Annotated in this window: 17 protein-coding genes; 12 read left to right on the top strand and 5 right to left on the bottom strand. The window is 70.3% G+C overall.

Annotation, left to right across the window (positions count from 1 at the left end):
• Window positions 1-49: 49 nt before the first annotated feature.
• Complete coding sequence (locus OHA11_RS11485; RefSeq protein ID WP_266494885.1) at window positions 50-1,048, bottom strand: TAXI family TRAP transporter solute-binding subunit; 999 nt, start codon at window positions 1,046-1,048, stop codon at window positions 50-52.
• A 137-nt stretch (window positions 1,049-1,185) separates the two neighbouring features.
• On the opposite strand from OHA11_RS11485, the gene miaB reads away from it, so the two are divergent.
• Both miaB and OHA11_RS11475 read left to right on the top strand, forming a co-directional pair.
• Complete coding sequence (miaB, locus tag OHA11_RS11480) at window positions 1,186-2,706, top strand: tRNA (N6-isopentenyl adenosine(37)-C2)-methylthiotransferase MiaB (protein WP_266494882.1); 1,521 nt, start codon at window positions 1,186-1,188, stop codon at window positions 2,704-2,706.
• A 211-nt stretch (window positions 2,707-2,917) separates the two neighbouring features.
• Window positions 2,918-3,673 carry a class III extradiol dioxygenase subunit B-like domain-containing protein gene (locus tag OHA11_RS11475; RefSeq protein WP_266494880.1) on the top strand — a complete coding sequence of 252 codons (756 nt, stop codon included), beginning with the start codon at window positions 2,918-2,920 and terminating at the stop codon, window positions 3,671-3,673.
• Between the two features lie 318 nt (window positions 3,674-3,991).
• On the opposite strand, the gene OHA11_RS11470 is transcribed toward OHA11_RS11475, so the two are convergent.
• Both OHA11_RS11470 and OHA11_RS11465 read right to left on the bottom strand, forming a co-directional pair.
• On the bottom strand, window positions 3,992-4,282 hold the full coding sequence (locus tag OHA11_RS11470) for an antitoxin (protein ID WP_266494878.1): 291 nt from the start codon (window positions 4,280-4,282) through the stop codon (window positions 3,992-3,994).
• A 24-nt stretch (window positions 4,283-4,306) separates the two neighbouring features.
• Window positions 4,307-4,501 carry a gliding motility protein gene (locus tag OHA11_RS11465; protein WP_323186549.1) on the bottom strand — a complete coding sequence of 65 codons (195 nt, stop codon included), beginning with the start codon at window positions 4,499-4,501 and terminating at the stop codon, window positions 4,307-4,309.
• 272 nt (window positions 4,502-4,773) lie between these two features.
• On the opposite strand from OHA11_RS11465, the gene miaA reads away from it, so the two are divergent.
• The 6 genes from miaA (at window position 4,774) to hflX (ending at window position 12,965) form a co-directional block, all read left to right on the top strand.
• Window positions 4,774-5,712 (top strand): tRNA (adenosine(37)-N6)-dimethylallyltransferase MiaA, encoded by a 939-nt coding sequence (gene miaA, locus OHA11_RS11460; RefSeq protein WP_266494872.1) that lies wholly within the window; start codon window positions 4,774-4,776, stop codon window positions 5,710-5,712.
• 108 nt (window positions 5,713-5,820) lie between these two features.
• On the top strand, window positions 5,821-6,342 hold the full coding sequence (locus tag OHA11_RS11455; RefSeq protein WP_266507087.1) for a hypothetical protein: 522 nt from the start codon (window positions 5,821-5,823) through the stop codon (window positions 6,340-6,342).
• A 90-nt stretch (window positions 6,343-6,432) separates the two neighbouring features.
• On the top strand, window positions 6,433-7,302 hold the full coding sequence (gene dapF, locus OHA11_RS11450; RefSeq protein ID WP_266494870.1) for a diaminopimelate epimerase: 870 nt from the start codon (window positions 6,433-6,435) through the stop codon (window positions 7,300-7,302).
• Between the two features lie 172 nt (window positions 7,303-7,474).
• A complete protein-coding gene (locus OHA11_RS11445) occupies window positions 7,475-9,607 on the top strand; it encodes a bifunctional (p)ppGpp synthetase/guanosine-3',5'-bis(diphosphate) 3'-pyrophosphohydrolase (protein WP_266494868.1) in 2,133 nt (710 codons plus the stop codon).
• Window positions 9,608-9,769: 162 nt separating this feature from the next.
• The gene (locus OHA11_RS11440) at window positions 9,770-11,287 is read left to right on the top strand and encodes a M1 family metallopeptidase (RefSeq protein WP_266494866.1); all 1,518 of its coding nucleotides are present in this window, start codon (window positions 9,770-9,772) and stop codon (window positions 11,285-11,287) included.
• 184 nt (window positions 11,288-11,471) lie between these two features.
• Window positions 11,472-12,965, top strand: a complete 1,494-nt coding sequence (gene hflX / locus OHA11_RS11435; protein WP_266494865.1) for a GTPase HflX — start codon at window positions 11,472-11,474, stop codon at window positions 12,963-12,965.
• 95 nt (window positions 12,966-13,060) lie between these two features.
• Here the strand turns inward: hflX and OHA11_RS11430 are convergent, their stop codons facing one another.
• Together OHA11_RS11430 and OHA11_RS11425 are read right to left on the bottom strand one after the other, a co-directional pair.
• A complete protein-coding gene (locus tag OHA11_RS11430) occupies window positions 13,061-14,281 on the bottom strand; it encodes a serine protease (RefSeq protein ID WP_266494862.1) in 1,221 nt (406 codons plus the stop codon).
• 193 nt (window positions 14,282-14,474) lie between these two features.
• A complete protein-coding gene (locus OHA11_RS11425; protein WP_266494859.1) occupies window positions 14,475-15,698 on the bottom strand; it encodes a serine protease in 1,224 nt (407 codons plus the stop codon).
• Between the two features lie 638 nt (window positions 15,699-16,336).
• On the opposite strand from OHA11_RS11425, the gene OHA11_RS11420 reads away from it, so the two are divergent.
• The 4 genes from OHA11_RS11420 to OHA11_RS11405 all read left to right on the top strand — a co-directional run bounded on the left by OHA11_RS11420 (window position 16,337) and on the right by OHA11_RS11405 (window position 23,382).
• The gene (locus OHA11_RS11420; protein WP_266507086.1) at window positions 16,337-17,845 is read left to right on the top strand and encodes a diaminobutyrate--2-oxoglutarate transaminase family protein; all 1,509 of its coding nucleotides are present in this window, start codon (window positions 16,337-16,339) and stop codon (window positions 17,843-17,845) included.
• Window positions 17,846-18,078: 233 nt separating this feature from the next.
• The gene (locus tag OHA11_RS11415) at window positions 18,079-20,208 is read left to right on the top strand and encodes an IucA/IucC family siderophore biosynthesis protein (protein WP_266494856.1); all 2,130 of its coding nucleotides are present in this window, start codon (window positions 18,079-18,081) and stop codon (window positions 20,206-20,208) included.
• 39 nt (window positions 20,209-20,247) lie between these two features.
• The gene (locus OHA11_RS11410) at window positions 20,248-21,126 is read left to right on the top strand and encodes a GNAT family N-acetyltransferase (RefSeq protein ID WP_266494853.1); all 879 of its coding nucleotides are present in this window, start codon (window positions 20,248-20,250) and stop codon (window positions 21,124-21,126) included.
• Between the two features lie 645 nt (window positions 21,127-21,771).
• Window positions 21,772-23,382, top strand: coding sequence for an IucA/IucC family siderophore biosynthesis protein (locus tag OHA11_RS11405; RefSeq protein WP_266494850.1), 1,611 nt, complete (start codon window positions 21,772-21,774; stop codon window positions 23,380-23,382).
• Window positions 23,383-23,449: the final 67 nt, after the last annotated feature.

Below are 23,449 nucleotides of genomic sequence, written 5' to 3'. Positions count from 1 at the left end.
GAGTGGGTACCGGTGCCCGGGTTGCCCGTTGCCGCCGCCGTGCGGATCGCTACGGCTTGACCGAGCGGTAGTAGCGCCGCGCGCCCTCGTGCAGGTCCAGCGGATCGGTGTAGATGGCCGTCCGCAGGTCCACTCTCTGTGCCGCGTGGACCTGGTCGCCGATGCGGTCGCGACTTCTGATCACCGTGCGGGTCATCCCCTCGGTCAGCGCCGCGTCCGTGTCGGCCCGGGTCACGAGCAGATTCGCCACGGCCAACGTCGGCACGGACTCACTGTCCTGGGCACGCGGGTAGGCCTCCGCCGGCATGGCCGCGGACCGGTAGTACTCGGCTTCCTGGCCTTGCTCGTGCAGCTTCTCCACGAGGTCGGCCTTGATCGGGACAAACTGGATAGGGAACCTGCCCGAGAGCTCACTCACGGCACTCGTCGGGAGCCCGCCGGACCAGAAGAAGGCGTCGATCTTCTTCGATTCGAGCAGCTCCGGCATTTCTCGTATGCCGACGGACACCGGCTGGATGTCCTTGTCCAGATCCAGGCCGGCCGCTCTCAGTACATGCTCGGCGATGAGCCGCACCCCGGAGCCGGTCGGCCCCACCGCGACCTTCTTGCCCTTCAGCTCCCCGATGGATTCCACGGAGGACGTCTGGGGGACGACCACGTGCACGTAGTCGTCGTACAGCCGGGCGCAGCCGCGCAGCTGGTCCGCGCCCCTGCCGCCCTCCCGCTTGTACTTCGCCACCGCGTCGGCAGCCGCGATGGTGAAGTCGGCCTGCCCGGTGGCCACCCGCCGTACATTCTCCTGCGAGCCCACGCTCTCCCGCAGCTCCACGTCCAGGCGTGGCATGTCCTTGGCGAGCGCTTCCTGCAGCAGCGTCCCGTACAGCTGGTACACGCCGGACGGCGACCCCGTACTGAAGGACACGGTCCCGCCCGGTGAGCTCTTGCCCAGGGGCAGCAGCCACCACAGCAGCAGCCCGAAGGCCACGAAGGCGGCGGCCGAACCCTGCAGAGCCCGGCGTCTGCCGATACGGGGGAGTGGCTGGAACATGCGCGCGATCCTGTCAGCTCACCGCCCACGATGACCAGGGCCGGGCGCCACGAGGCGAGCGCCGCGGTCCGGAAGCCCGCCCCCGCGCGACAGGCGCCAGGGCCGGACGCACTCCGGGCACCGCCTACCCTTGTCACATGAGCAGCAGCGACCGGAGCCCGGCAGTGGACCTGACGAGAACGTATGAAGTGCGCACTTACGGATGTCAGATGAACGTCCACGACTCGGAACGGCTCTCCGGACTGCTCGAGAACGCAGGCTACGTACGCGCACCCGAGGGCTCCGATGGTGACGCCGACGTCGTCGTCTTCAACACCTGCGCGGTGCGGGAGAACGCCGACAACCGCCTCTACGGGAACCTCGGCAGGCTCGCGCCCATGAAGACGAAGCGGCCCGGCATGCAGATCGCCGTCGGCGGCTGCCTCGCGCAGAAGGACCGCGACACCATCGTGAAGAAGGCGCCCTGGGTGGACGTCGTCTTCGGTACGCACAACATCGGCAAGCTGCCCGTCCTCCTGGAGCGCGCCCGCGTACAGGAAGAGGCACAGGTCGAGATCGCCGAGTCGCTCGAAGCGTTCCCCTCGACGCTGCCGACCCGCCGCGAGAGCGCGTACGCGGCCTGGGTCTCCATCTCCGTCGGGTGCAACAACACGTGCACCTTCTGCATCGTCCCGGCGCTGCGCGGCAAGGAGAAGGACCGCAGGACCGGCGACATCCTCGCCGAGATCGAGGCGCTCGTCGGCGAGGGCGTCTCCGAGATCACGCTGCTCGGACAGAACGTAAACGCTTACGGTTCCGACATCGGCGACCGTGAGGCCTTCAGCAAGCTGCTGCGGGCCTGCGGGAAGATCGAGGGCCTGGAGCGCGTCCGCTTCACCTCGCCGCACCCGCGCGACTTCACGGACGACGTCATCGCCGCGATGGCCGAGACACCGAACGTCATGCCGCAGCTGCACATGCCGATGCAGTCCGGTTCGGACACCGTCCTGAAGGCGATGCGCCGCTCGTACCGGCAGGAGCGGTACCTCGGGATCATCGACAAGGTGCGCGCCTCGATCCCGCACGCCGCGATCACCACCGACATCATCGTCGGCTTCCCCGGTGAGACCGAGGAGGATTTCGACCAGACCCTGCACGCGGTCCGCGAGGCCCGCTTCGCGCAAGCGTTCACGTTCCAGTACTCCAAGCGCCCCGGCACCCCGGCGGCCACCATGGACGGGCAGATCCCCAAGGAGGTCGTGCAGGCGCGCTACGAGCGTCTCGTCGCCCTCCAGGAGGAGATCTCCTGGGACGAGAACAAGAAGCAGGTCGGTCGCACGCTGGAGCTGATGGTCGCCGAGGGCGAGGGTCGCAAGGACGGCGCCACGCACCGCCTCTCCGGGCGCGCGCCCGACAACCGACTGGTGCACTTCACCAAGCCCGACGCCGAGGTCCGCCCCGGTGATGTCGTCACCGTCGAGATCACGTACGCCGCTCCGCACCACCTGCTCGCCGAGGGCGCCGTCCTCGAAGTGCGCCGCACGGGCGCGGGGGACGCCTGGGACAAGCGCAACGCCGCCGAGGCCGCCAAGCCGGCGGGCGTCATGCTGGGGCTGCCGAAGATCGGTGCGCCCGCCCCGCTGCCGGTTTCCACGGCCAGTGGCTGCGGCTGCGACTGAGGGCCTGCCGCGATACGGACGGGAAGGAGCATCACATGTTGCCGTACACCGTCGCGTTCACCGAGCAGGCGGCTTGAGTACGTGATCAGTGAGGGCAAGCTGGTGGTGCTCGTACTCACGGTCATCGACCTGACCGACGTGCTCCTGGAGGAGTGACATCCGGCCGCCGAGGAGTGCCGTCCGGCCGTCGCACGGGGCTACGCTGCCGACCATGCTTGTCGCCGCCGCCGTCTGTCCCTGCCCGCCTCTTCTCGTGCCCGACGTCGCCGCGGGCGCCGCGCCCGAACTGGACGCCGCGCGTGCCGCCTGCACGGATGCGCTGGGAGTGCTGGCCGCCGCGCGGCCCGACCTGCTGGTGGTCGCGGGCCCCGCCGAGCGGAGCGGACGTGGACCCCATCCGGAGGGCGCCCGGGGCACGTTCCGCGGCTTCGGCGTGCATCTCGACGTGCGGCTGGGCGGCAACGGGGCCCGGACGCGGATGCGGGAAGGCACGGCCGGGTCCGAACCCGTCGAGGGTGGTGACCGTCCGCTGCCGCCCTCGCTCGCGGTCGCGGCCTGGCTGCTCGGTCGTACGGGCTGGTCGGACGCCCCCGTCGAGGGGCTCGGCGTGGGGGAACCTCTCGCGGCCGAGCGGTGTATCCAAGTCGGAAGGGAAATCGCCGCGCGGGCCGGGCGGGTGGCACTGCTGGTGATGGGCGACGCCAGCGCGTGCCGCACGCTCAAGGCGCCCGGCTATCTGGACGACCGCGCGGCAGGCTTCGACATGGAGGTGGCACATGCGCTCGGAGCGGCTGACGTGGCCGCCCTCAAGACGCTGGACGCGGAACTGGCGTACGAACTGAAGGCCTCCGGCCGCGCGCCCTGGCAGGTGCTCGCGGGCGCGGCCGAGGGCGCGGGGCTCGCAGGCGCGCTCCTGTACGAGGACGCGCCCTACGGGGTGGGGTACGTGGTGGCGGCCTGGTCGTAGCGCCCGCGTGGGCCGTGGGGCCTGCGCGGGTCGTGGGGCCCCGCGTTGGTCGTAGCACCCGCGCTGATCGTGGCGCCCCCGCGTGCTGGTCGTGACGCCTGCGCGTTGGGTGCGCGGCGCCGAGCGGCATCCGCGCCGGCAGGCGGCTCGCGGGCTGCCCCCTGTCGAGTGCTCGGCGTGAGGCAGCCAAGGGTGGGAGCGGGGCGTCGGCGAGGGCCAGACGTGTCAGGCGAGGCCCGTCAGGGTGCCACGGACACGAACACGGCGGACGGCACGGAGCTCACCGCGCTCCGAGGCCGTCCGCCGATGTGGTGTCGCTCAGGATGCCGAGGGTGGGGGTGTCGGGGGAGACGGGGGCGTCACGCCGCCGTCCGTGCCGTCACTCTCCTTGTGCGCGAGTCGGTCCAGGGCGTCCTTGGCCTTGCCCTTGCCCGTGCCCGTCTGGATCTTGTCGCTGTACTTGCCCTTGGTCTTCTCGTCGGCCAGCTTCGCGGCCTTGTCGAGACCCTGTTCGATCTTGTCGATCTTTTCCCCATGCTGCTGCGCGAAGTCGGAGACCTTCTCCTTGGCAGGCGCGAGCCAGGCCTTCACGTTGTCCAGGAGACCCATGGCTCACCTTCCCTCGCGGGACAGCTACTTGCGGGCGCCCTCGCCGGCCTCGCTGTCGGCCGCCTCGTCGGCGGACTGCTGCTTGGGGATCTCGACGCCCTCCGCCGCGGACTCGTCGGACTCCGCCGACTCCGTCGCCGCTGCGGAAGAGGTCTCGGTCTCGGCCGTCGCCGACCCCTTCGCCGCTTCCTCCGCATCCGCCCCGGACTCGGCCGTCACGGTGTCGGCCTGCGCCTCGGCGGTTGACGCCTCATCCGAACCCTTGGACTTAGGCCCATCTTTACGAAGGAGCCGTGCAAAAACGCCCATATCATCTCCATACCCTACTCATGTGGGCGAAATTCCGCGTTGCCCGGTGCGTCCCATTGCGTCGCCCGGGTCACCGGCCCTCACGACCGGCGGCTGGAACCTCGCAACAGGCAACGACCCCGGCCCCGTGCCGTCACGTCGCTCGTTCGAGAAGAGGCCCCGAGGTTTGCGAGACTGTGGCGGTGAGTAGTGCAGCTCCCGCCCCGCGGGTCATCGCCGTCGTCGGTCCCACCGCGGCGGGAAAGTCCGATCTCGGAGTCCATCTGGCCCAGCGACTGGGGGGCGAGGTCGTCAACGCCGACTCGATGCAGCTCTACCGGGGGATGGACGTCGGTACCGCCAAGCTGACGCCCGGGGAGCGCGAAGGCATCCCGCACCACCTCCTGGACATCTGGGACGTGACGGTCACGGCGAGCGTCGCCGAGTACCAGCGTCTCGCGCGTGACCGCATCGACGCACTCCTCACCGAGGGCCGCTGGCCGATCCTCGTCGGCGGCTCCGGGCTGTACGTCCGAGGGGCCGTCGACAACCTGGAGTTTCCCGGGACCGACTCCGACGTACGGGCCCGTCTGGAGGAGGAGCTCATCCTGCGCGGCTCCGGTGCCCTGCACGCCCGGCTGGCCGTCGCCGATCCCGAGGCCGCCCAGGCGATCCTGCCCAGCAACGGCCGCCGTATCGTCCGGGCCCTGGAGGTCATCGAGATCACCGGCAAGCCCTTCACCGCCAACCTCCCCGGCCACGACTCGGTCTACGACACCGTGCAGATCGGTGTCGATGTGGCGCGCCCCGAGCTCGACGACCGCATCGCCCGCCGAGTCGACCGCATGTGGGACGCCGGCCTCGTCGACGAAGTGCGCGCACTGGAGGCGCAAGGGTTGCGCGAGGGGCGTACGGCGTCGCGTGCCCTCGGCTACCAGCAGGTGCTCGCGGCACTCTCCGGAGAGTGCACGGACGACGAGGCGCGCGCCGAGACCGTACGTGCGACCAAGCGCTTCGCGCGCCGTCAGGATTCCTGGTTCAGACGCGACCCACGGGTGCATTGGCTGAGTGGGGCTGCGGCGGATCTCACAGAACTTCCGCGGCTCGCGCTGGCGTTGGTCGAACGACCGGTTACAGCCTGATCACGTCCTGGCATCGGGACGCTCCGGCCGTCATCCCGGTCTCTGAGGCCGTGCCATCATCGAGCTTCGATCGACCAAGTGGAGTCCGAGTTGGGAGGGCGCGTGGCGATGGAGGCCGGCCCTCGCGACACCGCACATGGCGCGGAGCAAGGCACTGCCACTGGCGGGGCGTACGACATCGCACAGGATCAGCAGGACCCCGATGAGGACCGGCTGAGCCCGGACGGGCCCGACGAAACCACCGGCGGTGTGACGGCCGACGGACCCGAGCCCGACGAGATGTTCCCGGGGCCCGAGGTCGAGGTCGAGCTGCGCCCGCAGCGCCGGATGCGCATCTGGCAGCTCGCGCCCATCGTGAGCCTCGCCGCACTCGGCTCCCTGATGTTCGCCTTCCCGCTCGCCTTCGACTTCGGCGACAGCGGGGCCATGATCGCCATGCTCGGACTGCTGATCTGCTCCTGTGCCGCCGGCTGGGGCATGACGGCCGCCCGCCGCGTGGGCTACACGTGGCCCGGTCTCCCGCAGCGCGGCTCCGGCCGCCGCCCGGACTGGCGGGTCGTGATCGCGTACACCGTGGTCGTCGCCGCGGTCGTGGTGCTCGCCGTGTGGCGCGTGGCCCGCCTGCGCTGAGCGTTCCCGGGCGGCATGCTCGCCGGCGTTCGGTCCGTGGGTACGGACTGTTCGGTGGGGCGTGTCATACCGACCCCTTACGATCGAGGAATGAGCACGCGGATCGCCTTCCTCAAGGGGCACGGGACCGAGAACGACTTCGTGATCATCCCCGACCCCGAGAACGCCATCGACCTGCCCCCGGCCGCCGTCGCCGCCCTGTGCGACCGCCGCGCGGGCATCGGCGGGGACGGTCTGCTGCATGTCGTACGGTCCGCGGCGCACCCCGAGGCCCGGGCGATGGCGGACGAAGCGGAATGGTTCATGGACTACCGCAACGGCGACGGCTCGATCGCGGAGATGTGCGGCAACGGAGTGCGTGTGTTCGCCCACTATCTCCAGCGCGCCGGACATGTGGCCGAAGGCGACCTCGCCGTCGCCACGCGCGGAGGCGTCAAGACGGTGCACATCGCCAAGGAGGGCGACATCACCGTCGGCATGGGCAAGGCGCTCCTCCCCGAAGGGGACGTCACCGTGAGCGTCGGCGAGCGCAGCTGGCCCGCGCGCAACGTCAACATGGGCAACCCTCACGCGGTCGCCTTCGTGGAGGACCTCGGCCACGCCGGAAATCTGTTCGACCCGCCGCCGTTCAGCCCCGCCGCCGCGTACCCGGACGGCGTGAACGTCGAGTTCGTCGTCGACCGTGGTCTTCGTCACGTCGCTCTGCGTGTCCACGAGCGTGGCTCCGGCGAGACCCGCTCGTGCGGCACGGGCGCGTGCGCCGTGGCCGTGGCGGCGGCGCGCAGGGACGGCGCCGACCCCGCCGTGACCGGTGCACCGGTGACATACACGGTCGATGTGCCCGGCGGGCGCCTGGTGATCACCGAGCGGCCCGACGGCGAGATCGAGATGACCGGGCCCGCGGTGATCGTCGCAGAGGGTGAGATCGACACCGCGTGGCTCGAAACGGTGACCCCCTGAACCTTCGCTCGAATGGGTGATCCGTTTCACGCTCGGCGAGAGGCGGTCAGCCGGGCGTGGTGGGCTCGGTAGCATCAAGCACCGGCCCGGACGGGGGAACGACGCCATCCCCAGAGCCGCGCAGTACGCCATGGGGCACCCCGTCCGCCGGTCCACGCAGCCGGAGGTGCCCATGAGTGCGGAGGCCACGAACCCCGCGACGCCCGGCCCCATGACGCCCGGAGCACAGCGCAGGAGGGGCCGCCCCCGGATCGACCTGCGACGCCTCGGCCGGGCCGCGCTCCTGGGGCCCACAGCCCGCGACCGGCTGCCCGACGCGATCGGCCACGTGGTCGAGGCCCATCGCGCCCACCACCCCGACGCCGACCTCGACCCGCTGCGCCGCGCGTACGTCCTCGCCGAGTCCTCGCACCGCGGCCAGATGCGCAAGAGCGGCGAGCCGTACATCACGCACCCGCTCGCCGTGACGCTGATCCTCGCCGAACTCGGCGCCGAGACCACGACTTTGACGGCGTCTCTGCTCCACGACACCGTCGAGGACACGGAAGTGACCCTCGATCAGGTGCGTGAGGAGTTCGGCGAAGAGGTCCGCTATCTCGTCGACGGCGTAACGAAGTTGGAGAAGGTCGACTACGGGGCGGCCGCCGAGCCCGAGACGTTCCGCAAGATGCTCGTCGCCACCGGCAGCGACGTACGCGTGATGTCGATCAAGCTCGCCGACCGGCTGCACAACATGCGCACCCTCGGCGTGATGCGCCCCGAGAAACAGGCACGCATCGCCAAGGTGACCAGAGACGTGCTGATCCCGCTCGCCGAACGCCTGGGCGTGCAGGCCCTGAAGACGGAGCTGGAGGACCTCGTCTTCGCGATCCTGCACCCCGAGGAATACGCCCACACCCGCGAACTCATCCTCAACAACGCCTCGCGCGCCGACGATCCCCTCGCCGAGATCGCCGAAGAGGTGCGCGTGGTCCTGCGCGAGGCGGGTCTGCAGGCCGAAGTCCTCATCCGGCCACGGCACTTCGTCTCCGTGCACCGCGTCTCGCGCAAGCGCGGCGAGCTGCGCGGCTCCGACTTCGGGCGCGTCCTGGTGCTCGTGAACGAGGACGCCGACTGCTACGGAGTCCTCGGCGAACTGCACACCTGTCTCACGCCGGTGGTCTCGGAGTTCAAGGACTTCATCGCCGTCCCCAAGTTCAACCTGTACCAGTCGCTGCACACCGCGGTCGCCCGCACCGACGGCCAGGTCGCCGAAGTCCTCATCCGTACGCACCAGATGCACAACGTCGCCGAGGCCGGCGTCATCGCGCTCGGCAATCCCTACGCTCCTCCTTCGGAGGAGCAGACGGACGGCGCAGGGGCGGGCTCCGTGGACGGCGAGCGCGCCGACCCCACCCGTCCCGGCTGGCTCTCCCGCCTCCTCGACTGGCAGGAGGCGGCCCCGGACCCCGACACGTTCTGGTCCACGCTTCGCGAAGACCTCGCCCAGGACCGGGAGATCACCGTCTACCGGCCCGACGGCGGCACGCTCGGGCTGCCCGCGGGCGCCAGTTGCGTCGACGCCGCGTACGCCCAGTACGGCGAGGACGCGCACGCCTGCATCGGCGCGCGTGTCAACGGCCGCCTGGTGAGGCTCAGTACGGTCCTGAGCGACGGCGACACCGTGCAACTGCTCATGGGCCAGGACCCGACCTCGGAGCCCTCCAGAGAGTGGCTGGAGCACGCGCACACGCCCGTCGCGCGGATCGCCATCACCCGCTGGCTGGCCGCGCACCCCTCGCCCGCGACACAGCCCGAAGCTCCCGCCGCGACTCCTCGCCCGTCCGCGGACGCGCCCGCCGCGCGTCCGGCCGCCGTGGACGTCGTCGTCGACCAGCCCGGCGCGACGGTACGCCTCGCGGGCTGTTGTACGCCCGTGCCGCCCGACGACGTCACCGGCTTCGCCGTGCGCGGCGGAGTCGTGACCGTGCACCGCGTCGCGTGCTCCGCGGTGGCCCGCATGAAGGGCCTCGGGCGCACGGAGGTCGGTGTGCGCTGGGGGGACACCGCGGGGTGCCGTGTCACGCTCTTCGTCGAGTCCTTCGGAAGGCCTCACCTGCTCGCCGACCTCACCGAGGCCATCGCCCTGGAGGGCGTCGACATCGTCTCGGCGACCGTCGAACCGCCCAGCCAGCAGCGCGTACGCCACACCTACACGCTCCAACTCCCGGACGCCGCCCACCTTCCCGCGCTGATGCGGGCGATGCGCAACGTTCCGGGCGTCTTCGACGTGGGCCGCGCACAGCACCAGACGACGACTACGTAGAGCGGCGAGACACACGACTACGTAGAGCGGCGAGACACACGACTACGTAGAGCGGCGAGACACACGACTACGTAGAGCGGCACGGCAGCGGAAAGCGCCCGTTCGGGTGGGCTCGGCGCGAGTCGTCGCCATGGGGAGGGCTGTCGCTGATAGCCGTGATCCATGCTGCGCACCCACAAGACCGCCCCCCGTACCGGGACCGCACGCCCGAAGGCCCCCCGACGGCTCCGTACGGCGTTCCTCGCCTCCGCCGCCTCCGTCTGCCTCATCGCCGCGAGCGCGCCTGCTCCGGCCCCGCTCGGCATCGGCGACCGGCTCTTCCCGTACCTGGGCAACCCCGGGTACGACGTCACGGCGTACGACCTCGCGTTCACCTATCCCGGCAGCAACAGCAAGCCGCTGCCCGCCGTCACCACGATCGAGGCCCGGACGACGGACTGGCTGGAGCAGTTCAATCTTGACTACTCGCATGGAACAGTGCGATCCGTCGAGGTCGACGGCGCGCCCGCGGAGTTCCGGAGCGCCGGAGAGGACCTGGTGGTCACGCCCGCGGAGCCCCTGCCTCCCGGCTTCCGGATGAGGATCACCGTGCGCCACGACAGCAACCCGGTGTCGAGCAAGGACCAGGAGAGCGGCTGGGTGCCGACCGCGGACGGCCTCGCCATGGCCAACCAGGCCGACGCCGGCCACCGGGTTTTCCCGGGCAACGACCACCCCTCGGACAAGGCGATGTTCACCATCCGGGTCACCGCGCCCAACGGCTACACGGCCGTAGCCAACGGGCTGCCCGCGGGCGCGACCCGCGGGGCCGAGGCCACCACCTGGACGTACCGGACCGAGCACCCCATGGCCACCGAGCTGGCCCAGGTGTCCATCGGCCGCTCCTCCGTGCTGCACCGAAGCGGGCCCGACGGCCTGCCCGTACGCGATGTGGTGCCCACCAAGGACCGCGAGCTGCTGGAACCGTGGCTCAAGAAGACACCCGACCAGATCGCCTGGATGCAGGAGAAGGTCGGCGACTACCCCTTCGAGACGTACGGGCTGCTCATCGCCGAGGCGAGCACCGGGTTCGAACTGGAGACACAGACGCTCTCTCTCTTCGAGAGAGAGCTCTTCACGCGCCCCGAGTACCCGAAGTGGTATGTCGAGTCGATCATGGTGCACGAACTGGCACACCAGTGGTTCGGCGACAGCGTCTCCCCGCGCACCTGGTCCGACCTGTGGCTCAACGAAGGACACGCCACCTGGTACGAGGCCCTCTACGCAGAGGAGAAGGCCGACAAGCCCATGGAGGCGCGGATGCGTGCCGCCTACCGGGCGTCCGACACCTGGCGGGCCGCCGGCGGCCCGCCCGCCGCGCCCAAGGGGGCCGCGCCCGGCGAGAAGCTCAGCATCTTCCGGCCGAACGTCTACGACGGCAGCGCCCTGTTCCTGTACGCGCTCCGCGAGGAGATCGGCCGCCCCGCCTTCGAGCAGCTGGAGCGCACCTGGGTGAGCACCCACCACGACGGTGTCGCGGACACCGCGGACTTCGAGCAGCTCGCCTCGGCCGTCGCGGGCCGCGAGCTGAGCGGCTTCTTCGAGGCATGGCTCTACGGGGAGAAGACCCCGCCCATGCCGGGCCACCCCGACTGGCGCAGCACCGTGCCCGCCAAGAAGCACGCCAAGCGCACGCGATAGCCGCCAAAACCCTGATGACGAGACGGGCCGTGCCGTGCGAACATCTTCACATCGACGCCATTCCGGGTCGACGGCACGGCCCTCCGGACCCCGGGCGGGAATCTCCCGGCGGCCCCGGACGTTGTCGTGAGTGTCGGACGGAAGTCCGTCGTCCGACAGGTATCCCCATCGACGTAAGGACCCAATGACCTCCTCTTCTTCCCCTTCCCAGGACACGCAGAGCCTCGCGCAGAACTACCCCGACGGTCTTCGGGCCGATGCCCTGATGGAAGAGGACGTCGCCTGGAGCCACGAGGTCGACGGAGACCGGGACGGCGACCAGTTCGACCGCTCCGACCGTGCGGCCCTGCGCCGTGTCGCGGGCCTCTCCACCGAGCTCGAGGACGTCACCGAGGTCGAGTACCGACAGCTCCGTCTGGAGCGCGTGGTACTCGTCGGTGTGTGGACCACGGGGACCGTGACCGACTCTGAGAACTCCCTCGCGGAGCTGGCCGCCCTCGCCGAGACCGCGGGCGCGCTCGTGCTCGACGGCGTGGTCCAGCGCCGCGACAAGCCCGACGCGGCCACGTACATCGGCTCCGGCAAGGCCAACGAACTGCGGGACATCGTGCTCGAGACCGGCGCGGACACCGTCATCTGCGACGGTGAGCTCTCGCCGGGCCAGCTCATCCACCTCGAAGACGTCGTCAAGGTCAAGGTCATCGACCGTACGGCCCTGATCCTCGACATCTTCGCCCAGCACGCCAAGTCCCGGGAGGGCAAGGCGCAGGTCGCGCTCGCGCAGATGCAGTACATGCTGCCGAGGCTGCGAGGCTGGGGTCAGTCGCTGTCCCGTCAGATGGGCGGCGGCAAGGGCGGCGGACTCGCCACCCGTGGTCCCGGTGAGACCAAGATCGAGACCGACCGGCGCCGCATCCGCGAGAAGATGGCGAAGATGCGCCGGGAGATCGCGGACATGAAGACCGGCCGCGAGATCAAGCGCCAGGAGCGCCGTCGCAACAAGGTGCCCTCGGTGGCGATCGCCGGTTACACCAACGCAGGCAAGTCCTCGCTGCTCAACCGCCTCACGGGCGCGGGCGTGCTGGTGCAGAACGAACTGTTCGCCACCCTCGACCCGACCGTGCGCCGTGCCGAGACGCCCAGCGGGCGGATCTACACACTCGCGGACACCGTCGGATTCGTCCGGCACCTGCCGCACCACCTCGTCGAGGCGTTCCGCTCCACAATGGAGGAGGTCGGCGACGCCGACCTGATCCTGCACGTGGTGGACGGTTCGCACCCGGCGCCGGAGGAGCAGCTGGCCGCCGTGCGCGAGGTCATCCGCGACGTGGGCGCGACCAAGGTGCCCGAGATCGTGGTGATCAACAAGGCGGACACGGCCGACCCGCTGGTGCTCCAGCGGCTGATGCGGAACGAGAAGCGCTCCATCGCCGTCTCGGCCCGTACGGGCCAGGGCATCGACGAGCTGCTCGCGCTCGTCGACATCGAACTGCCGCGCCCCTCGGTCGAGATCGAGGTCCTCGTGCCGTACACGCTCGGCCGACTGGTCGCGCGCGCCCACTCCGAGGGCGAGGTGATCTCCGAGGAGCACACCCCGGAGGGCACCCTGCTGAAGGTGCGGGTGCACGAGGAACTGGCGGCGGAGCTGATGCCGTACGTTCCGGTGCCGGCCGCCTGATCTCTGCTCTGATCGCATACGACGAAGGCCCGCCCCCTGCCAGACGGGGCGGGCCTTCGCCGTATGCGGGGCGGGCGCCGAGGACGTACGGGCGCCTACTTGTCGCCGTACTCCTTGCTCATGTTGTCGTAGATCGTCTCGGCGCCCTGGCCCAGCTGGGGTCCCGCGAGCCAGGTGTTGTCGGCCGGGCCGATCGACGTGTTCGAGACGAGTACGGTCTTGCCGTCGATGACGCGGAACCAGCCGCCGCCCGACGAACCGCCCGTCATGGTGCAGCCGATGCGGTACATCGTCGGCAGGGTCGAGCCGAGCGAGAGCCGGCCCGGCCGGTCGACGCACTTGTGCATGATCAGACCGTTGTAGGGCGGCGCGGCCGGGTAACCCCAGGCGCCCATCGTGCCCGCGTCCGCCGCGGCGGGGGTGGAGAAGTCCACGTCCAGCGCCGTACCGACGGTCTCCTCAAGGGACTTGGAGCCGGACTCCGGCTTCACGTGCAGCACCGCGTAGTCGTACGCGGCACCCGCGCCGCCCGAATCCGAGCCGCCCTGGATCCACTCGTTCGACGTCGACGCCCAGTCAGCCCAGAACTGGCCGTACGGGGTGATCTCCTGCTGTGTCGCGTCGGCCAGCTCGGCCTCGGACTTGCCGAGGTCGTTGTAGGCGGGCGCGAACGCGATGTTGCGGTACCAGCCGCCGCCACCGCCCGCGTGCACGCAATGGCCCGCGGTCCACACGAGGTTGGACCTGCCCGGGTTGCGCGGGTCCTTGACGACCGTGCCGGAGCAGACCATCGAGCCCTCGGGGGAGTCGAAGAACACCTTCCCGACCGGGGCGGCGTTGTCGTGGTACGGGGTGTTCTCCCGCGTCGCCGTGACCGGGGCCGGCGCCGGATCGCTCACTCCCTGGTCGGCCGAGGCGTCCTTCGCGGAGATCGTCTTGTCCGGGTCCTTGGCGGACTTCATCCGCTCGGGCTTCCAGAGGTCCTCGATCACCGGGTTGACGAAGTCCTGGGCCTCACTGAGCCACTCGTCCTTGTCCCAGTTCTTCCATGCGCCGTCCTTCCAGTCGTCGACATCGATGCCGTGCTCCTTGAGCTTGTCGGCGATGTCGGCGGGAATTTCCAGCTTGTCGCCGCCGGAGGCCCCGGAGCCCGTGGCGGCCGGCTTGTCGACGGCGTTGTCGTCGCCCGAGTCGCAGGCGGTGGCGGTGAGCGCCAGAGCCGCTACGAGTCCGGTGGCGGCGAGGATGCGGCGCCGCCCACGACTGCTCGCGAAGGACGGACGACTCCCCGCGAAGGACGGACGTGTGGAACGCATGGTGTTGTTACCCCCGAAAAAACGTGCGTCTTTATTCCTCTGCGGGGCAGGCGCGAAGAACGCGAAGCAGGCTCTCCGCGGAGCCCGTGCCACCGCGACACCCCACTATGCCGGGGGAGTCGAGGACGAACGGCGGGCGGGCGGTGAAGGTTTCCGTGAGGCCACCTTGCCGCCGTCCGTCCTCATGCCGCTACTACTGCGTCGCGAACTTCTTGCTCACCCCGTCGTAGACTCCCTTGGCCTCGGTGCCCAGGTGCGGGCCCGCCAGCCAGCCCGCGGTCACCGGGCCGATCGAGGTGTTGGACACCAGCGCGGGCTTGCCGTCCGAACCCGTCGCGACCCAGCCACCGCCCGACGAACCACCGGTCATGGTGCACCCGATGCGGTACATCGTCGGCTCGGACTTGGCGATCGACAGCCTGCCCGGCTTGTCCGCGCACTGGTACATGGTCTCCCCGTCGAACGGCTTCGCCGCCGGGTAACCGGTCGCGGTGATGTCCCCGACCTGCGCCACGGCCGGAGCGTTGAAGTCCACCGGGAGCGCCGAACCGAGGGTCTCCTCAAGGGACTTGCCCCCGCTGCCCTTCTCCGGCGTCACATGAATGACCGCGAAGTCGTACGAGGCACCGTCGCCGCCCGTCGCGCCGCCCCGCTCGATCCACTGGTCCGAGGTCTGCGCCCAGTCTGCCCACCAGACACCGTACGGAGCGACCTCCTCCTTGGTGGCGGTCGGGAGCTCCGCCGCCGACATGGCGTCGTTGTTGTACGAGGGCACGAAGGCGATGTTGCGGTACCAGCCGCCCTTCTTGCCGGCGTGTACGCAGTGGCCCGCGGTCCACACGAGGTTGGACTTGCCCGGGTGGGCCGGGTCCTCGACCACGGTCGCCGAACAGACCATCGTGCCTTCGGGAGAGTCGAAGAACACCTTGCCCGCCTCGGGCGCGTTCTCGTGGTACCCCGCCGGGACGGCCTGCGCCTCCACGGGCTCCGGCTCCGGGTCGGTCACGCCCTGGTCACCCGAGAGGTCGTTCTCGTCGATGCCCTTGCCCTGGTCCGGGTCCTCGGCCTCGCGCATACGGTCCGGGTCCCACAGGTCCTTGATGATCGGGTTGATGTAGTCACCGGCCTCGCGCAGCCAGTCGTCCTTGTCCCAGTTCTTCCAGGCTCCGCCCTTCCACTGGTCGATGTCGATCCCGTGTTCTTTGAGCCTGTCCTTGATGTCGTCCGGGATCTTGATCTTGCCGTCGCCCGCCGCGGAGGCCGACGCCTCTGCGCTCGCATTGGTGTCCTCCGAACCGCAGGCGGTGGCGGTCAGTGCCAGTGCGGTGGCCAGACCGACCGCGGCCAGCACGGGGGAGGTCCTGCGGCGCGGGCTCCTCCCTCGACGGGCGGCGAAGGGCGGGCGTATGGGTCGCATGGTGTGACTCCCCCTGGAGGTGAACGAACAACTCAGTGCTGCCACATGGGACTTCGTACGGATCCGGTTGCCCGGATGTGTCCGACGCGGACCATGGGTGCTGATCAGCGGGGATCGCTGAACGGCACCACAGACTATGCCGTCGCTGTGGGCCGCTTCCGACGGACCTGCAACGGTTCGGATACAAGCCGTCCGCCCCGGCAACATCCGAAGATTTTCCGGCGTGAGGTCTTGCGGATCTGATCCTTTCGGACCTCGTTGACGTCAACGAGGTGACGCCAACAACTGGTGTCGGAACCTGTGTTGACACCAGCCCCTCAGGCCCAGGTTCCCGGGGCCCCGGTCCCTGATGTCCCGGTTCCCGGAGGCTCTGTGCGAGCACGGGAAACGGGTGAGCGGGCACGCGGGCAACCTCCGTCAGGACCTGGCGGGCCGGAGCGGCAACGGTTCGTCGCGGCAACGATCTTCATCCCACCGTTGCCCCTCGCGGTCCTCGTCGTTGGTACGCACGGGGGACGTTCCTGCTGCGTTCATCCCCCTGCCGCCTCCCACCGGGCGGCCGAGCAACTCGCCTCTGGACAGCGGGAGGACCGACAGACGTGGCTGTGACCGAGTCTGCGCCCGAGGTGGCGCCCGCGATGCCCGGGGCCGAGGGGGCGCACGCGACGCAGGACAATGTGGGGGCGCGCGCGACGCACGAGGGGATCCTGCGGCGGCAGTCGGCGCGTGAATCCGCGGCACGCACCTACGCGCGCGCCCTTCCGATCGTTCCCGTCCGTGCGCGAGGCCTGACGATCGAGGGCGCCGACGGGCGCCGATACCTCGACTGCCTTTCGGGCGCCGGGACACTGGCCCTCGGCCACAACCACCCCGTCGTACTGGAAGCCATCAGAAAAGTCCTCGACTCCGGGGCGCCGTTGCAGGTCCTCGACCTGGCCACACCCGTCAAGGACGCCTTCATCACCGAGCTGTTCCGCACGCTGCCGCCCGGGCTCGCCGACCACGCGCGCGTGCAGTTCTGCGGGCCCGCCGGCACGGACGCAGTGGAGGCCGCGCTGAAACTGGTGCGCACCGCGACCGGCCGCAGCGGGATCGTCGCCTTCGCCGGCGCGTACCACGGGATGACCGCGGGGGCGCTCGCGGCATCCGGGGGCGCGTCCGACGTACGTGTCACGCGCCTGCCCTATCCGCAGGACTACCGCTGCCCGTTCGGCGTCGGAGGCCAGCCGGGCGCCGAACTCGCCGCCCGCTGGACCGAGTCCATCCTCGACGACACCAGGTCCGGGGTGCCGAACCCCGCCGGGATGATCCTGGAACCGGTGCAGGGCGAGGGCGGAGTGATTCCGGCACGCGACGACTGGATGCGGCGGATGCGGGAGATCACTTCGGCGCGCTCCATCCCGCTGATCGCCGACGAGGTCCAGACAGGAGTCGGGCGAACTGGCGCCTTCTGGGCGGTGGAGCACAGCGGCATCGCTCCCGACGTGATGGTCCTCTCCAAGGCCATCGGCGGCAGCCTGCCGCTGGCGGTCGTGGTCTACCGCGACAGCCTCGATGTGTGGGAACCGGGCGCCCACGCGGGCACGTTCCGCGGCAACCAGCTCGCCATGGCCGCGGGCGCCGCGACGCTCGCGTACGTTCGTGAGTACGGCCTCGCCGAGCGAGCCGCGGTTCTGGGCACCCGCATGATGGCCCAACTCCAGGCTCTCGCCACCGATTTCGACTGCGTCGGTGACGTCCGCGGCCGGGGGCTGATGATCGGCGTCGAGCTCGTGGACCCCGAAAGGCCGCCGTCGTCCCCCGGCGGACCGCCTCCCGCGGCACCCGAAGTGGCGGCCGCCGTCCAGCGGGAGTGCCTGCGCCGCGGCCTGATCGTGGAACTCGGCGGACGGAACTCCAGTGTCGTGCGCCTGCTTCCCCCGCTCACGATCAGCGACGAGCAGGCGAGCGCGGTGCTCACCCGGCTGGCGGACGCGGTGGCGGAGGTCGCGAGGACGTCCAACGGCTCGGCAGCCGAGGGCAGCATCAGGCGGACGGCGACCGAGCACGCCCGAAAGGCCGAGCCCGACCAAACGGCCGAGCCCGCCCCACGGACCGAGCACCCCCAACGGACCGAGCACCCCCAACGGACCGAGCACTCCGGATAGCCAGTCGGCTCAGTGGACGGCTGTGCCGTGGGGCTCCGGAGATGTCGTCCTCCGGTGAGCCTCGCAGGGCGGCATCACCGGAACTGCGCCCTCCCCTCCCTCCCCGCCCCTCCTGAAATCGGACGACATCCGCATCCGAGCCCGCTTCGACCAGGAAAAGCACGGATTCAACGCACGCCGGAACAGCCCCGGTTCGTCGCCGCACGAACCTGAACCACCCCCGAGGAAGCCTCTTGAACGCCACCCCCGCACCCGACGGCCGCCCCCACACCCATGAGCGAGGAGGGCGCGGCACGCAGACCCCGCTCGGGCCGGGTGCCGAATCGGTCCCCAGGCAGAAAGGAGGGCCCCGGGAGTCCGAACGGCTGCGCGGCGCCACCACCGACCTGCTGGAACACCCCGATCCACACACCGCGGCCCAGTCCGCCGCCATCGAGAACCTGCTGCGCTGCTGGGTACGCGAGCACGACCTCGCCGCTCCCGACGGCGGCACCCTCCGCATCCCCCTCCCTGCCAGCGGCACAGCCCTCGTCGTTCCCGTTCACTACTGGTCCGCCACGGGATGGCACCGCCTCGGCCCTCCCCACCTCTCCGACGCCCCTGACCAGGCACCTCCCACAGACGCGGTCACGCTCGCGGCCCTACTGGGGCGCGAGACGCGGACGACCGGGGCTCCCGCCCGTCCGACCGCTTCCACCGACCCGGAGGAGCCTACGGGGCCGAACACCTCCGTCGCGACGGAGGCTCCCACTGAGCGGACCGCCTTCGCCATCACGGACGGTCTCGGCCAGCCGACCGCCTCCGCTATGACGGACGCTCCCGCCCAGTCGAGCGCCTCCGCCATGACGGATGCTCCCGCCCAGCCCCATGCCTCGGCCGACGACGGTGACCTGGTCGGCCGGGTCGCCGACTCCGTACGACAGACCGTCCTCTTCATCGCGGACCGCAGGGCGAACCCCGCCGACGGCCCCGACCTCTTCCTCTCGGCCGAGCAGGCACTCCTGCTCGGTCACCCGCTGCACCCCACCCCGAAGAGCCGCGAGGGACTCTCTGGGGCCGAAACCCGGCTCTACTCACCCGAGTTGCGCGGCTCCTTCCCCCTCCACTGGATGGCTGTCGCCCCCTCCCTGCTCACCACCGACTCGGCCTGGACCGAGCGAGGCCGCCTCGTGCCCGCAGAGCAGCTCACCCCCCGTCTCGCCGGTGCCGGACTGCGGTTGCCCGACGGATACGCCGCGTTGCCGATGCACCCCTGGCAGATCCGCGAGGTCCGCCACCGCCCGGAAACGGCGAAACTTCTGGACGCTGGGCTGCTCCAGGACCTCGGCCCCCATGGCTCCCCGTGGTACCCCACGTCCTCCGTACGCACCCTCTACCGCTCCGGCGCACCCGCGATGCTGAAGCTTTCGCTGGGCCTGCGCATCACCAACTCCCGCCGGGAGAACCTCCGCAAGGAACTCCACCGGGGTGTCGAGGTCCACCGGCTGCTGCGCGGCGGCCTCGCCGAACAGTGGCAGGCGGTCCACCCGGGCTTCGACATCGTTCGCGACCCGGCCTGGCTCGCGGTGAACGACCTGGACGGCAACCCCGTGCCCGGCCTCGACGTGATGATCCGCCACAATCCGTTCACGCCGACGGACGACGTCTCCTGCATCGCCGGACTCGTTTCACCCAGGGTTCAGGCCCACTCCACCGGAGAGCAGCCCCCCGGGCAGCAGCACCCCGAGCAGAGCAGGACCACCGCACGGGCCAGGCTCACCGAGATCGTCACCCGGCTCGCTTGCCGCACAGGCCGGCCGCGCGGCGCCGTCGCCGCCGAGTGGTTCCTGCGCTACCTGGAGCATGTCGTCCGCCCGGTCCTGTGGCTGGACAGCGAGGCGGGCATCGCGCTGGAGGCCCACCAGCAGAACACCCTGCTCCTGCTGGACCAGGAAGGGTGGCCCACGGGCGGCCGCTACCGCGACAACCAGGGCTACTACTTCCGCGAGTCCCGACGCGCGGAGCTGAACGAACGACTCCCCGGCATCGGCGACCACAGCGACACCTTCGTCTCCGACGAGGTCACCGACGAACGGTTCGCCTACTACCTCGCCATCAACAACGTGTTCGGCCTCATCGGGGCCTTCGGCTCCCAGCGCCTCGCCGACGAACGGCTGCTGCTCGCCGCCTTCCGCCGATTCCTCACCGACGTCGCCTCGGGTCCCTCCCGGCTCCGTACCTCCCTGCCCGCCCATCTGCTCGACTCACCCGTTCTGCGCTGCAAGGCCAACCTGCTGACCCGACTGCACGGCCTCGACGAACTCGTCGGTCCGGTCGACACCCAGTCCGTCTACGTCACCATCGCCAACCCCCTTCATTCCTGAGGAACATGACCCACCCCGTCTCCTGAGAGGAGCGTCGCCGTGCCTCCCACCGATGCGAGCACCGACGCCGGTACCGCCCCCTACACCGCCGTCGGCAGCGACACGGGTCCCAGTGCGGACACCGAGGACACCCTCGATCTGCGCCTGCCCGACGAATTCCTCGCGTTCTTCGCCGAGAGGAGCGGGCAAAGGGGAGCCGCCGCGGCCGGGGGAGCCGTGGAACGGGCAGACCGGAACGGTGGGGGTGGGGCCGGGGGTCGGGGCACGATGCAGGTCTCAGCGCCGGTTTCGGCGCCGGTCTCTGCGCAGGGGGCAGCGTGGCCCGCCCCCGTCACCCCGGCAGGCGACGACCTGCTCGACCGCGTCGGTGACTGGGGGCCGACCGCCACTGCCGCAGGCGTCTTCCAGCTCGTACCCGTATGCCTCGACCAGGATCTCCCGCTCATCAGCCGCTGGATGAACGACCCCGCCGTGGCCGCTTTCTGGGAGCTCTCCGGACCCGGGACGGCGACCGAGGACCACCTGCGCGCCCAGCTCGGCGGTGACGGGCGCAGCGTCCCCTGCCTCGGCGTCCTGGACGGCACGCCCATGAGCTACTGGGAGATCTACCGAGCGGACCTCGACCCCCTGGCCCGCCACTATCCCGCCCGCCTCCACGACACCGGAATCCACCTCCTCATCGGCGGTGTCGCCAATCGCGGGCGTGGACTCGGCACGACTCTGCTCAGAGCCGTCTCCGATCTCGTCCTCGACCGGCGGCCCTCATGCGCACGTGTCATCGCTGAACCCGACCTCCGCAACATCCCCTCCGTGTCCGCCTTCCTCAGTGCCGGCTTCCGGTTCTCCGCCGAGGTCGATCTGCCCGAGAAGAAGGCAGCCCTCATGGTCCGGGACCGGGCCCTGCGCGATCTGTTGTAGCGCCGTCACTTTTAGTACACCGCTCGCCCCGATCAGGTTCCCAGTCGAGGAGTCCCCGTGCCGAACCCGTCCGCCGCCCCGACTCCCGGAGAGCCGTCGTGGCTCTACGACCCGCCCGAACTGAACCCGGAGCGATGGGAAGGAGCGGGCCGCCGCCTGCTCGCCAAGATGATCGGGGAGTTCGCACACGAGGAGATCCTGGTACCGGAGGCGGACGGGAACCGCCTCGGTACGGCGGCAGCAGCGACCTCTCCTCCCGAGGCCGCGGCACCGGCCGGAGCCTCAGCCCCCAGAGGAGACGATTCGCCGCCCGCCGCGGGCGCCGATGGCGAGCGGTCGTACACCCTTCGCCTCGACGCCGGCGGCATCGTCGCTTTCCGCGCCCGCCGTGGCGCATACGACAGCTGGCAGGTCGATCCGTCGTCGCTCACCTTGATCGAGACAACCGAATTAACCGTGGCGACCGGATCGAGCAGGGCGGCGACAACGAGAACGACTGGAGACACGGACGAAGCGCGAGCCAAAGGCGCAGCGGAAGTCACAGACACGGCGGATGCCACAGACGAACCGGAAGTCACAGGCGAACTGGAAGCCACAGACGCAGCGCGCCTGGCAGACGAAGCACGAGTGACAGACGCAGCGCGAGTGACGGACGAAGCGCGCCGCACGAAAGCAGCGGCACCCGCAAAAGGCACCGCCGAGTCCGCAGAGCCGCAACCCTCACGCCCCTACACCGACCCCCTCGACTTCCTCACCCGCGCCCGCGCCACACTCGGCCTCGACGGTGCCACCCTCGGGCACGTCATCCGGGAGCTGACCACCACACTCGCCGCGGACGCCCGCCTCGACCACACCGCACTGCCCGCCGCCCGGCTCGCCGACCTCGGATACGCCGAACTGGAGGGCCATCAGACGGGCCACCCCTGGATCGTTCTCAACAAGGGCCGCCTCGGCTTCTCCGCGACGGACGCCGCCCACTGGGCCCCCGAGGGCCGCAGAGCGACAGCCCTGCCGTGGATCGCGGTGCACACCTCCCTCGCCACATATCGGGGCGTCGCGGGCCTGGAGACCGCCGACGAGCTCTACGCGCGCGAGCTGGACCCCACCACCAGGCAGTCCTACGACGCCGCACTACGCGCGCGTGGGCTCACGCCGAAGTCGTATCTCTACCTGCCCGTGCATCCCTGGCAGTGGAACGACGTCGTGCTGCCGCTCTTCGCGCCCTCTGTCGCCGCCGGCGCCATCGTTCCGTTGCCTCCGGACAAGGATCTGCGCCTGCCCCAGCAGTCGATCCGTACCTTCCTCAACACCTCACGCCCGGACCGGCACACCGTCAAACTGCCGCTGTCCGTCCTCAACACCCTGGTGTGGCGCGGCCTGCCGACGGAACGCACGCTCGCGGCCCCCGCCGTCACCGCCTGGATGCACGGCCTGCGCGATGCCGACACCTTTCTGCGCGACACCTGCGGGGTCATCCTCCTCGGCGAGGTCGCGTCCGTCTCGGTCGGACACCCCGTGTACGACGCGCTGCCGGAAGTCCCGTACCAGTACAAGGAGTTGCTGGGGGCGATCTGGCGCGAGCCGCTCTCCCGCCATCTGGCGCCCGGTGAACGCGCCCGTACGCTGGCCGCGCTCCTGCACACCGACCCGGACGGCCGTGCCTTCACGGCGGAGCTCGTCGAGCGCTCGGGCCTGGCTCCGCGGATCTGGCTGTGCCGACTCTTCGCCGCGCTGCTGCCGCCCCTGCTGCACTTTCTCTACCGCTACGGCACTGTGTTCAGCCCACATGGCGAGAACGCGATCGTTGTCTTCGACGACCACGACGTTCCCGTACGACTCGCGGTGAAGGACTTCGTGGACGATGTGAACGTCAGTGCCGGGCGGCTTCCCGAACACGCCTCCATGCCGGACGACGTACGAGCCGTGCTGCTCACGGAACCGGCCGCTTTCCTCACCCAGTTCATCCACTCCGGGCTCTTCGTCGGCGTCTTCCGCTATCTCGCCCCGCTCTGCGAGGAACAACTCGGCGTTCCGGAGGCCCAATTCTGGTCACTCGTCCGGGCCGAGATCCTCCGCCACCACCGGCTCTTCCCGGAGTTCAAGGAGCGTTACGAAACGTTCGATCTGCTCACTCCGCGTATCGAGCGGCTGTGCCTCAACCGCAACCGACTGCTCCTGGACGGCTACCGCGACCGCCCCCAGCGCCCGCACGCCGCCGTGCACGGCACCGTTCCGAACCCGCTGCACCAGCCGTGATCACCGACGACGTGACCGACCTCGTCACCGACCGTGCACGCGTCTTGATCGCGTCCCTCGCCCCGGC

This window comes from Streptomyces sp. NBC_00878 (assembly GCF_026341515.1).
Classification (GTDB): Bacteria; Actinomycetota; Actinomycetes; order Streptomycetales; family Streptomycetaceae; genus Streptomyces.
Note: the sequence above shows the minus strand (reverse complement) of the source record. Positions and strands in the feature narration are given on the sequence as shown.